Origin of the sequence: Paraburkholderia sp. SOS3 (genome assembly GCF_001922345.1) — a bacterium.
Taxonomy (GTDB): domain Bacteria; phylum Pseudomonadota; class Gammaproteobacteria; order Burkholderiales; family Burkholderiaceae; genus Paraburkholderia.
The window spans coordinates 3023115-3035137 of the sequence record NZ_CP018811.1 but is presented as its reverse complement, the minus strand read 5'-3'; the positions used below and the strand labels follow the sequence as shown (position 1 = coordinate 3035137).

The 12023-nt window shown below is 62.6% G+C and carries 8 protein-coding genes and 1 riboswitch; of the genes, 1 reads left to right on the top strand and 7 read right to left on the bottom strand.

Annotated features, from left to right (window positions below; translation table 11 throughout):
* Positions 1 to 246 precede the first annotated feature (246 nt).
* The 5 genes from BTO02_RS13520 to BTO02_RS13500 form a co-directional block, all read right to left on the bottom strand.
* Positions 247 to 666 (bottom strand): helix-turn-helix domain-containing protein, encoded by a 420-nt coding sequence (locus tag BTO02_RS13520; RefSeq protein ID WP_232243363.1) that lies wholly within the window; start codon positions 664 to 666, stop codon positions 247 to 249.
* A gap of 685 nt (positions 667 to 1351) precedes the next feature.
* Positions 1352 to 2932, bottom strand: a complete 1581-nt coding sequence (locus BTO02_RS13515) for an efflux transporter outer membrane subunit (protein WP_083615113.1) — start codon at positions 2930 to 2932, stop codon at positions 1352 to 1354.
* A gap of 13 nt (positions 2933 to 2945) precedes the next feature.
* Positions 2946 to 6131: an efflux RND transporter permease subunit gene (locus tag BTO02_RS13510; RefSeq protein ID WP_075157463.1), complete on the bottom strand. Its 3186-nt coding sequence runs from the start codon at positions 6129 to 6131 to the stop codon at positions 2946 to 2948.
* A 93-nt stretch (positions 6132 to 6224) separates the two neighbouring features.
* Entirely contained in the window at positions 6225 to 7409 is a 1185-nt protein-coding gene (locus BTO02_RS13505) for an efflux RND transporter periplasmic adaptor subunit (RefSeq protein ID WP_075157462.1), read from the bottom strand.
* A 453-nt stretch (positions 7410 to 7862) separates the two neighbouring features.
* A complete protein-coding gene (locus BTO02_RS13500) occupies positions 7863 to 8417 on the bottom strand; it encodes an RNA polymerase sigma factor (RefSeq protein WP_075157461.1) in 555 nt (184 codons plus the stop codon).
* A gap of 233 nt (positions 8418 to 8650) precedes the next feature.
* Between BTO02_RS13500 and BTO02_RS13495 the strand changes: the two genes are divergently transcribed.
* Positions 8651 to 9880, top strand: a complete 1230-nt coding sequence (locus BTO02_RS13495; protein WP_075157460.1) for a diguanylate cyclase domain-containing protein — start codon at positions 8651 to 8653, stop codon at positions 9878 to 9880.
* A 157-nt stretch (positions 9881 to 10037) separates the two neighbouring features.
* Here BTO02_RS13495 and crcB read toward each other — a convergent pair whose 3' ends face one another.
* Complete coding sequence (gene crcB, locus BTO02_RS13490; RefSeq protein WP_075157459.1) at positions 10038 to 10418, bottom strand: fluoride efflux transporter CrcB; 381 nt, start codon at positions 10416 to 10418, stop codon at positions 10038 to 10040.
* Positions 10419 to 10572: 154 nt separating this feature from the next.
* A riboswitch (Fluoride riboswitch) is annotated at positions 10573 to 10634 on the bottom strand.
* Between the two features lie 63 nt (positions 10635 to 10697).
* Positions 10698 to 11900 (bottom strand): ammonium transporter, encoded by a 1203-nt coding sequence (locus BTO02_RS13485; protein WP_075157458.1) that lies wholly within the window; start codon positions 11898 to 11900, stop codon positions 10698 to 10700.
* Between the last annotated feature and the right edge of the window lie 123 nt (positions 11901 to 12023).

The window sequence follows — 12023 nt, the reverse complement described above, 5'->3', positions numbered from 1 at the left end:
GTCTTATGGCGGGACTAACATTCAGGGCGTCGTCAGCAACATTAATGGACACAGCCAGGGTTTTCGGATTCCGTCTCTCAGGTTCTAGCACGGCCCTCGGAATGGCTAGAACTTTTTAAGGCGCCACGGTTACGTGGCGCCTTTTTTTTGCATATTGCAACATCGGTGTTTCGACTCACGCCAAATAGTTGAATTGATCGCAATAAATACTTGCTTGCGTAATTGATATCGGGAAATTAAAAAATTTCAACGTCGTGATTTCGACAACCGGTGACCCAATCCGAGATCGGTCGCAATCTGCCAGGTATAGACGCGCGAATAGTGCACGCCGAAACGCGAGCCGATCAGCTCGCGCAATCTCCCATTGGTCCACGCATCGCTTGGAAAGCCGTGCTCTTTCGCAGAGCCGCGTAATGCGTTGGCAATCCATTCGCGCGCCATATCGTCGAGTACCGACGTACGGCCGCCGATACTGATCCGGCGCAATGCGTCGAGACCACCATCGTTGAGAATCGTTCTATAGCGACGCACGGTATAAGTCGATATATGCAGCGCGTCGGCGACGGCATCGACGGTTGCGCCGTCCGTTAACATTTTGCCCGCCAGCATCCTGCGGGCGACGCTCGGAAGATTATCTGTGGTAGAGCGCATTTGTGTCTCGTCCATAGGAAATCCGTTGGGCAGCGCGCGCCGCGCCGCTTACCGGAAACAGCGTCAGGGGATTTCCGCTTATCGCGGCACTTCGTGGAAAACGCGACCGGATCGGTCGCGATGCCAGTTTCAATGCGGTAACAAAGAACCTGTTTCTCAATACTAATAGCCCTTTTTTACATTTTCTGATAGCTACCGTATGAAAAATCATCGTCGGGAAACCGTAATTTATTTTTCCTATGAAATGAGGAATTCGTTTTGCATAGTGTTTGATGCGTCGTTATTTTTTCCCGGGGGCTTCATAAGTCCCCTCATATAAGGCCGTCCATGTTCGTTAGCCTTTAAGCAATATACGAACGGAGAATCACTCGCAATTGCCGTTTGATTGTTCGAATTCGCCCGGCCCTCGCAGTTGATAAATCTCGTGGAAGCAGTTCAGGCTCGAAGTCAATCAGCCTGCTAAACAATCGGTGGGCCGGTAGTGGAGTTTGCGTCTCGCCATAAATTTACTTGTCGTTTTTATTTTTATAGGCTATGGGAATTAATAGCCATGGATGCAGAAACAGGTAAATGGCGAGGCATTAAGGGAGGTGCGAATGCTGGCCAGTCAGGTCGGGTCTTTCCGGGCCGGCATCGCGGCATCGCGGCATCGAGACGGCGACCGCGACGCCGTCGCGACCGCCACCTCTCAACAGGCGTCTCACTGCTTCGCGAGACTCGGTTCTTCCGGTGGCTTCGGAATGGTGTCGCCCCAGCCGCCGCCCAATGCGCGAATCAACGCGACGGTCGATTCCGCCTGGACGCCGCGCAACTGCACGTCGACGCGGCGTGCGTCGAGCACCGTGCGCTCCGCGTCGATCACATCGAGATAATTCACCGCGCCTTCGTTGTACTGCACGCGCGACAGGTGAGCAGCACGCGAAGAGGCCGCGACCGCGCGTCCTTGCGTCTGCGTCTGGTCTTCGAGGATGCGCAGGTCCGACAGGTTGTCTTCCACCTGCTGGAACGCGACGAGCACCTGCTCGCGATAGTTCGCGACCTGCTCTTCGAACTGCGCGTGGGCGTTCTTCAGGTTGCCCTTGCGCCGTCCGCCGTCGAAGATCGTTTGCGTGAGCGCGGTGCCGGCGGCCGGGCCGGCGAGGAACGCCCAGCTGCTCGCGCGGAACAGGTTGCCGATGGTGGCCGCCTCGAAGCCCGCATTGCCGGTCAGCTCGAGCGACGGGAAGTACGCGGCGCGTGCGATGCCGATGCGCGCGTTCGCTGCCGCCATCGCACGCTCGGCCGCGGCGACATCGGGCCGCCGCTCGAGTAGCGCTGACGGCAGGCCCGGCGGAATGCGGATTTCGACCGGGGACAGCGGGTTGGCCGCCATCGTGAATTCCGAAGGCGTCTTGCCGAGCAGCACGGCGAGGCTGTGCTCGGACGAGGCGCGCAAACGCTGCACGGTCAGCAGGTCGGAGCGCGTGCTTTCGAGTTCGGCCTTCGCGCGCGCGACGTCGAGTTCGCTGATTTCGCCGTCGTCGAAGCGGTGTTGAACGAGGCCGAGTGCCTGTACGCGCAGATCGACCGCATTGGCGAGCACTGCCGTTTCGCCGTCGAGTTCGCGCAGCGAAAAGTAGTTTTGCGCCACGTCGGCCTGCAACGCGAGCAGGACCGAGTGCAGCAATGCTTCTGTTTGCTGCGCGTCGGCCTTGGTCGCGTTGTAGTTCGAATCGACGCGTCCGAACAGATCGACCTCGTACGAAGCGCTCGCCTGTGCGCGCCAGATCGTCTGCTCCGGTATATGCGTGCCGTCCGGTTGGAGGAACGACACCGCGGAGATCTGCTGGCGTGTCGGTCCGAAGCCCGCATTGATGGTCGGGAAAAATCCCGCGCGCGCGACCTCGTTCAGAGCGCGCGCTTCCTTCACGCGCGCGACGGCGGCTTTCAGGTCCTGGTTTGCGTCGTGCGCCTGCTGTTCGAGCGAATCGAGCGTCGGATCGTCGAAGACAGTCCACCACTGTCCTCGCGCGATGGCTTCGGACGGCTGCGCGGTTTTCCAGGTGCCGTCGGTCGGCACCCTGATTGCCGTCTGCGTGAAGTCGGCCGCGGTTTCCTTGTACGCGGGCGCGACTTGCGCATCGGGCACCTGATATTTCGGCGCGAGCGAACAGGCCGTTGCCGCGAACGCGGCGGCGACGAGCGCGGCGAGCAGCGCCGGGCGTTTCAGAGGCGCGCCTTGCGGCGTCGCGCTTTTCGAAGCGGCGCTTTTCAGCGCCCGATTTTCCGGGAGTGTTTTCATTGTCGTACGCCTCTTATTCTTCGTAGACCGATGCGCCGACCTGCACATGCGGATGGTTGCCATGCTTGTCGACGAGATGCTCGTCGCCGGTCAGCTTGCGCAGCACGACGTAGAACACGGGCGTGAGCATGAGCCCGAAGAAGGTCACGCCGAGCATGCCGAAGAACACGGCGATACCCATCGCGCGGCGCATTTCCGCGCCCGCGCCGACCGATATGACAAGCGGCACCACACCCATGATGAAGGCGATCGAGGTCATCAGAATCGGTCGCAGGCGCAGCCGGCAGGCTTCGATCGCCGCGTCGATGATCGAGCGTCCGCCCATTTCGAGCTCGCGTGCGAATTCCACGATCAGGATCGCGTTCTTCGCCGACAGCCCGACCAGCACCATCAGCCCGATCTGCGTGAAGATGTTGTTGTCGCTGCGCATGAGCCACACGCCGAGCAGCGCGGACAACAGGCTCATCGGCACGATCAGGATCACCGCGAGCGGCAGCGTCAGGCTTTCGTACAGCGCGGCGAGCACGAGGAACACGAGCAGCACGCTGATCGGGAAGATCCATAGCGCCGAGTCGCCGGCGAGAATCTGCTGATAGGTGAGGTCGGTCCATTCGAACTTGATGCCGCGCGGCAGCACTTGCGCGGCGATCCGCTCGGCGGCGGCCTGCGCCTGGTTCGACGAGTAGCCGGGCGCGGGTCCGCCGTTGATGTCCGCGGCGGTGTACGCGTTGTAGCGCACGACCATCTCCGGCCCGTAGGTCGGCGTCACCTTCACGACCGACGACAGCGGCACCATCTCGCCGGCGGCGTTACGCGTCTTCAGAAGTCCGATGTCGGCGGCGGTCGAGCGGAACGGCGCATCGGCCTGCGCGCGCACCTGGTAGACGCGCCCGAAGCGGTTGAAGTCGTTGATGTACAGCGAGCCGAGATAGATCTGCATCGTGTCGAACACGTCGGTGATCGACACGCCGAGCTGTTTGGCCCGCACACGGTCGAGATCGACGTTCAGCTGCGGCACGTTGATCTGGTAGCTCGAGAAGGTCGGCCCCAGTTCCGGCGTTTGCGCGGCCTTCTTCACGAACGCCTGCACTGCATTGTTGAGCGCGTCGTAGCCAAGCGCGCCGCGGTCTTCGAGCTGCATCTTGAAGCCGCCGAGCGTACCGAGACCGAGCACCGGCGGCGGCGGGAACACGGCGATAAACGCGCCCTTGATGCCCGCGTATTTCTGGTTCAATGCCGCGGCGATTTCGTTGCCCGATTCGCCCTTGCCGCGCGATGCGGACGGATAAAGCTTCGCGAACATGATGCCGGCGCTCGAGGAGTTCGTGAAACCGTTCACCGACAGGCCCGGGAACGCGACCGCGTGCTGCACGCCCGGCTGCTTCAGCGCGATCGCGCTCATCTGGCGGATCACGTCTTCGGTGCGGTCGATCGACGCGCCGTTGGGCAACTGTGCGAAGCAGATCACGTAGTCCTTGTCCTGCGCGGGCACGAAGCCGCCGGGGACGATCTTCGCCATCAGCCCTGCACACACGAGCAGCACCGCGTAGACGCAGAGCATCAGCCCGCGGTGGCGGATCACGCCTTTCACACCCTTGCCGTAGTTCTCCGAACCGCGGTTGAAGACGCGGTTGAAGTGATGGAAAAAGCGCCCGAGCACCTTGTCCATGGCGCGCGTGAGCCAGTCCTTCGGCGCGTGATGGTCTTTCAGCAGCAGAGCCGAAAGGGCGGGCGACAGCGTCAGCGAGTTGAAGGCCGAGATCACGGTCGAGATCGCGATGGTCATCGCGAACTGCTTGTAGAACTGGCCGGTCAGGCCCGACATGAACGCGAGCGGCACGAACACGGCGACGAGCGTACAGGCGATCGCGATAATCGGTCCGCTCACCTCGCGCATCGCCTCGTAAGTGGCCTCGCGCGCGCTGAGACCGTTACCGATATTGCGCTCGACGTTCTCGACGACGACGATCGCATCGTCGACCACGATACCGATGGCGAGCACCATGCCGAACAGCGATAGCGCGTTGATCGTGAAGCCGAACGCGAGCATCAGCGAAAACGTGCCGATGATCGACACCGGCACCGCCAGCAGCGGAATGATCGAGGCGCGCCAGGTCTGCAGGAACACGATCACGACAATCACCACCAGCACGATCGCCTCGATCAGCGTGTGAATCACCGCCTTGATACTGTCGCGCACGAATTCGGTCGGATCGTACGCGATCTTGTAGTCGACGCCTTCCGGCATGTCGGCTTTGAGTTCCTTCATCGTCTTGTAGACGTTCTCGGCGATCGCGAGCGAGTTCGCACCAGGCTGCTGGTTGATGATCATCATCACGGCCTGCTTGTTGTCGAGCATCGCGCGCAGCCCGTACTCCTGCGCGTCGAGATCGACGCGCGCGACATCGCCGAGGCGCGTGACTGCGCCATTGGGCCCCGCCTTCAGCACGATCTCGCGGAATTCGTCGGCCGTCGTCAGGCGTCCGCGCGCGTTCACGTTCAGCTGCAGCGGCGCGCTCGACGGCGCGCCGCCGACAATACCGGCCGCGACCTGAACGTTCTGCTCGCGGATCGCGTTGACCACGTCGGTCGCGGTCATATCGTGCTCGGCGATTTTCTGCGGATCGAGCCAGATACGCATCGCGTAGTCGCCCGAGCCCCACAGCTGCACTTCGCCGACACCGGGAATCCGGCTCAGGCGGTCTTTCACGTTGATCAGCGCGTAGTTGCGCAGATAGGTCATGTCGTAGCGGCCGTCCGGCGAAATCAGGTTCACCCCCATCGTCAGCGTCGGCGAGCTTTTGATGGTCGTGACGCCGAGCCGCTGCACTTCGTCGGGCAGACGCGGCAGCGCCTGATTGACGCGGTTCTGCACGAGCTGCGTCGCGAGGTCCGGGTCCATGCCGAGCTTGAACGTGACGGTGGTCGTCATGTTGCCGTCGCTATTGGCTTGCGACTGCATGTACAGCATGTTCTCGACGCCGTTGATCTGTTCCTCGATCGGCGACGCGACGGTCTCCGCAATCACCTTCGGGTTCGCGCCCGGGTATTGCGCCTTCACGACCACCGACGGCGGGATCACTTCGGGGTATTCGGCAGTCGGCAGATTCACGAGCGAGATGATGCCGCCGAGCAGAATCAGCATCGAAAGCACGCCCGCGAAGATCGGCCGGTCGATGAAGAATCGGGATATGTTCATGATGGACTTCCGTCGTATTGCTTCGAATGGCTGCGAATCGTTGCTGCGAATCGTTGCTTCAAATCGCCGCTTCAAATCGTTGCTTCATGTCGATCAGGCAGCAGAGCCGCTCGCGCGCGCGGCCGTCGCCATATCGACGTCGTGGACTTTGATGAGGTCGCCGGGACGCGCACGCTGGATGCCGCTCACGACGATCCGGTCGCCCGCTTTCAAGCCGCTCGTCACGACGCGCAGGCCCTCATGCAGTTCGCCCTGGACGATTTCCCGGTACTGCACGTGATTCGTGCCGTCGACGACGAGCACGAATTTCTTCGCCTGGTCGGTGCCGATCGCCGCATCGTCGATCAGGATCGCCGGGTGCCGCTGGCCGCCGCCGACCTGCACGCGCGCATAGAGGCCGGGCACGAGCGAGCCGTCGGCGTTGTCGAGGCGCGCGCGCACGCGGATCGTGCCGGAACTCGTGTCGAGATGGTTGTCGACGAAGTAGATCGAGCCCTGGCGCGAATACGTCGTTTCGTTCGCCAGTTCGATCGATACGGGCACCGGGTGGCCGGCGTCGCGATTCAGATACGCGAGATACGTGTGTTCGTCGACGTCGAACGCCGCATAGATCGGCGAGACCGACACGAGCGTCGACAGCACCGGTGCATTCGCGCCCGGCGCGACGACGTTGCCGACCGTCAGCAGCGCGCGCGACATGCGGCCCGCGACCGGCGCTTTGATCTGCGTGTAGTCGAGATTGACCTTCGCGGCTTCGAGCGCGGCCTGCGTGGCTTTCACGTTGGCGATCGCTTCGCGCGCGCGGCTCTGCGTTTCATCGTAATCGCGCTTCGCGATCGCGTTGTCGGGCAGCAGACGATCGGCGCGCGCGGCGTCCGCGTCGGTATATTTTTCGCGCGCCAGCGCCATCGCAAGCTGCGCGGCCGCGCGATCGACTTCGGCCTGATACGGGCGCGGGTCGATCGTGAAGAGCGGGTCGCCTTTCTTGACGAGCGCGCCGTCCCTGAAATGCACCGCCACGATCGTGCCAGGCACGAGCGGCTTGATCTCGACGGCGTCGATCGCTTCGAGCCGGCCGGAATATTCCTGATAGTCGACAATCGGACGCGAAATCACAGTCGCGACATCGACTTCGACCGCGGGCGGCGCAGCCTGGTCGGCCGCCGCGGCCAGACTGACCGGACTCGCGTCATTGCGCCACGCGACGAGTGCGCCGGCCCCGCCGATCACAATGAGTGCGCCAAACACCCAGACCACTCGTTTTGAGTTTTTCAGCATATTGGTATCCCGACCGAATCAAGTTGATGCTTTAAAGCGAAGGCGGAATCGATGGGCGAATGAGCGCGGCGCGGCCATGCAAGCATGGCTGCCTGACTGATTCGCACGACCGGGGTTGTCCGCCGCGACAAGAAGACTGTGTAGAGACCGCGCACACGCAGTCCACACGAAGCACATAACACCTGAGCGGACGATTAATGCCGAACTGGATCAGGTGAATTTCTTCGATAACGAAGAGTTGCAACTGCGCAGAGAATTGACCCCGGCCATGCGCGCAGCGACTGCAAGCGCGGCGACATGGCTTTACGAGGTCGCCGTGATTGTCGCTGCAAGCATGCTGTCGGATAAACGCTGGAGCCTGGAGGAAACTATTGTGCCAAACGGCTTCATGTTTAATATTTTGTGCGGAATAAGCGTGTGCCTTCAGGTGTCTTGCTACGCCGTCACGCGTTGCTACACGACTTCGTCTTGCGGTTGCTGCGGGTGCGAGGGAGCAGGCGAGCGCAAACCATGTTCGTGCGCCAGCGCGCCGATCGAGCGGCGGGCACGCGCAAGCCGGCTCATCACCGTGCCGATCGGCACATCGAGGGCCACGGCCGCTTCCTGATACGTCAATCCTTCGACTGCGACGAGCAAAAGCGTGTTGCGCTGTGCTTCGGGCAAGCGTGCCACCACCTCGATGATCTGCCGGTTCATTACATCGTTTTCGGGCGTACGTGCATCCGGGTCGGCAATCACTTCGAGCAGCGCGTCGTCCCATGCGACATTCGTGCGACCCCGGATGCTGCGCGCGCGCGCCTCGTTGAGCCAGATCGAATGCGCGATCGCAAATACCCAGCTGAGCGGCGACGTATCGGCTCGCAACTGATGCTGCCGTTCGAGCGCGCGCACACAGGTGTGCTGAACGAGGTCTTCGGCGTCGTGACGGTTACCCGCGATCCGTAACGCAAATGCCCATAGTCGCGGCAGCAGGTCGGGGAGCAGGGAGGCGAAGTCGGGGCCGGTCATCGGCGGTGATTCCTGATCGGTGCTCGCGGCGCGCGTGCCGTCGAGCTAACTGCGGACCGAATACGGTTCGGGCGAGTTATTTTGACATTCGTGTCAACATTGTCAACGATGTCGACGATCGCGTAACGCGAACGGTCTTTTGCATGGCGCAGCGGTAATCTTCGCTTCGCATTGGCCCGCGGCTCGCGGTTTCGCTATCATGTGTCCCGTGCCGTCGTTGCCCGGGAGCCGTTTTGCAGCCACCGCGTCTTGCGCTTTCCGCCCATTCCGATCGAAATCGCTTTCTCACGCTTTACGCGGTGATGGCCGTAGGCCTGATCGTCGCTGCCGCGCTGTTTATGTACGAAGCGCGCAAGATCGTCGACGACGGTTTGCGCGACGAAGAAGCGTTTGCGGTGCTCGGCGCGGCGAACCGGCTGCTGCACGACCTCGAGAACGCCGAGACGGGCCAACGCGGGTATCTGCTGACCGGCGACGAGCGTTACCTCGCGACGTACCGCAGCGGCATCGAGGATCTCGACGATACGGTCCTGCGCCTTCAACGCGTTGTAACGAACGACGATAAATCCGTCGAAACCGTGCGCCGAATCGAGCATGCGAAGACGCTGAAAGTGAGCGAGTTGGCCCGCACGGTCGAACTCGCACATTCGGGCAATCGCGATGCGGCCATCGCGCTCGTGCAGACGAACGAAGGCGAGCGTTACATGGCCACGCTGCGTAACGAACTCGGCGATCTGTTGAGCGACTGGCGCACGCGGCGTGCCGCCGCGGTGCGCGATGCGCACGACCGGCTGTGGTATGGCACGATCGCGCTCGCGGTGCTGGCCGTGCTGATCTGTGGTCTGCTGGTCTATACGCTGTACGTGCAGAGAAGGGCGTTTGGCAAGATGAGCGAGCATTCGGCGGCGCTCGATCGCGCGGCCGCGCACGATCCGCTGACCGGCCTGCCCAACCGCCGCAGGCTGCTCGCGGCGCTCGACGAACTGGCGCAAAGCCGTGCCGAGGCGCCGGATACGGAGCGGCTTGCGCTGTTGTACCTCGATATCGACGGTTTCAAAGGTGTCAACGATGCGCTTGGCCACAGCGCCGGCGACTCGCTGCTGCGCCGGCTCGGCGAAGCGCTGCGCACGGCGACGCGCGCGCAGGACATGCTTGCGCGCGTCGGCGGCGACGAATTCGTGATGGTCGTGCCCGCTTATGGCGACGACGCGCAGTTACGCGACCTGGCGGGACGGCTAATCGAGCGCGTGCGGGAGATCGGCCGGCGCGACTACGGCGGGCGCTTTCCGCTTGGCGTGAGCGTCGGCATTGCGACGTGGCCCGATCGTGTCGATACCGTCGAGCAACTGCTCGACGTGGCCGATGCCGCGATGTATACGGCGAAGCAGGCCGGCCGATCGACCTATCGTTTCGGCGCGCGGCCCGGCCGTCAGCGGGGCAATGTGGTGACGTTGCCGCGCTGAAGCGGTGCTGCGGGCGCGGATTTCAAGCTTATTGCCCGCGTGTTTCCCGCGTGTTTCCCGCTTGTTTCCGCGTGTTTCCCGCGTGTTTCCCGCTTGTTTCCGCGCTTCTTCCCATTTCAACGCGTTCTATCCCGTTCGTCGTCGGTCACGGGTCCGCTCACTTTGACGCGAACCCGATCGTCGCGAGTCCGGCAATCGTCGCGATCACCGACGCGCCCACGTGAATCGCGATTTCCGCCGCTGCCCAGCCGAATCGGCCTTCCTGCAGCCGTTGCGCGACTTCGGCCGAGAACGTCGAAAACGTCGACAGGCCGCCCATCAGTCCGGTGATGATAAAGAGCCGCCATTCTGGCGAGAGACTCGGGTTGCGCACGAAGAACGCGACGGCGACGCCGATGATGTAACCGGCAATCAGGTTGGCCGCCAATGTGCCCATCGGCAGCGGGGGAAACACGCCATTGAGGCGGATCGAGAGAAACCAGCGGAACAGCGAACCCAGCGCGCCGCCGATGCCGACGGCAAGAATCGATAGATACATGGAAAGGCCTGGAAGGTCGGAAACGTCGACGAACCCGGCTGACTGGCGGTGAACTGCAGATCAACCGCAAGCCGATTTCAAACGGGTTGCAGCTTGCTTTCAGTTGAGCCGCCGATAACCGCGGGCGTGATGACACCGCGTCCGCGGTCAGCCGGACGAAGCAGGCATCATCAGCCACAAGGGCGGTTAAAGGAGAATGCCATCTCCGGTGCGCAAGTCTATCACTGTCGTTCGCGAAACGGGGCGCGATGGGCAGGTCTGCGCGCGTCGCCGCCATGATCACACGATGGTCTCGCGTTCGGGCGTCGACGAAATGCGATGAATCGTGAGGTCCGCGCCGTCGAACTCTTCTTCCTGTTCAAGACGCAGGCCGACCGTCGCGCGAATCGCGCCGTACACGATCGCGCCGCCCGCCGACGCGATCGCGATTGCGCCGAGCGTGCCGATCAGCTGCGCGGCGAACGACACGCCGCCGAGGCCGCCCAGTGCGCGCAGCCCGAAGATGCCCGCCGCGATGCCGCCCCATGCGCCGCACAAGCCGTGCAGCGGCCACACGCCGAGCACGTCGTCGATGCGCCAGCGGTTTTGCACGCAGGTAAACATATAGACGAAGAGCGCTCCGGCGAGCGCGCCGGTCACGAGCGCGCCGAGCGGATGCATGATGTCGGAGCCCGCGCAGACGGCGACGAGTCCCGCGAGCGGCCCGTTGTAGGTGAAGCCCGGATCGTTGCGGCCCGCGATCCACGCGGTCAGCGTGCCGCCGACCATCGCCATCAGCGAGTTGACCGCGACGAGGCCGCTGATCTTGTCGATGGTTTGCGCGCTCATCACGTTAAAGCCGAACCAGCCGACCGCCAGCACCCAGGCGCCGAGTGCGAGAAACGGAATATTCGACGGCGGATGCGCGGCAATGCGCCCGTCGCGATGGTAGCGGCCGTGCCGCGCGCCAAGCAGCATGACGGCGGGCAACGCGATCCAGCCGCCGAACGCGTGCACGACGACCGAGCCCGCGAAGTCATGAAACGGCGCGCCGAACGCGGCGCCGAGCCAGTCCTGGATGCCGAAGCGTCCATTCCAGACGATGCCTTCGAAAAACGGATAGACGAAGCCGACGAGCACGAAGGTCGCGAACAGTTGCGGATTGAACTTCGACCGCTCGGCGATGCCGCCCGACACGATCGCGGGAATCGCAGCCGCGAACGTCAGCAGGAAGAAGAACCGCACGAGCGCATAGCCGTTATGCGCGGCGAGCACCTGTGCGCCATCGAAGAACTGAACGCCATACGCGATCGTATAGCCGATGAAGAAATACGCGATCGTCGAGACTGCAAAGTCGACGAGAATCTTCACGAGCGCGTTGACCTGGTTTTTCTTTCGGACGGTGCCGAGTTCGAGAAATGCGAAACCCGCATGCATCGCGAGCACCATCGCGGCACCCAGGAGCAGAAAGAGCGTGTCGGTGCCGGTTTTGAGGTTTTCCATCTGGCGTTGAAATCTTCGTTGCGCAAAAAGCGCCCATTGAATGCAAAAAATGGGCCAATCTGGTTCATCGACGCATCTCAGAGGTGCAAATACGCACTGAAATGGAAGGGTGGCGAGCGCTCG

Bases quoted from the DNA above. Each gene is read 5' to 3' on its own strand.
- BTO02_RS13520 (WP_232243363.1), bottom strand. From the start codon at position 666: ATGGACGAGACACAAATGCGCTCTACCACAGATAATCTTCCGAGCGTC.
- BTO02_RS13515 (WP_083615113.1), bottom strand. From the start codon at position 2,932: ATGAAAACACTCCCGGAAAATCGGGCGCTGAAAAGCGCCGCTTCGAAA.
- BTO02_RS13510 (WP_075157463.1), bottom strand. From the start codon at position 6,131: ATGAACATATCCCGATTCTTCATCGACCGGCCGATCTTCGCGGGCGTG.
- BTO02_RS13505 (WP_075157462.1), bottom strand. From the start codon at position 7,409: ATGCTGAAAAACTCAAAACGAGTGGTCTGGGTGTTTGGCGCACTCATT.
- BTO02_RS13500 (WP_075157461.1), bottom strand. From the start codon at position 8,417: ATGACCGGCCCCGACTTCGCCTCCCTGCTCCCCGACCTGCTGCCGCGA.
- crcB (WP_075157459.1), bottom strand. From the start codon at position 10,418: ATGTATCTATCGATTCTTGCCGTCGGCATCGGCGGCGCGCTGGGTTCG.
- BTO02_RS13485 (WP_075157458.1), bottom strand. From the start codon at position 11,900: ATGGAAAACCTCAAAACCGGCACCGACACGCTCTTTCTGCTCCTGGGT.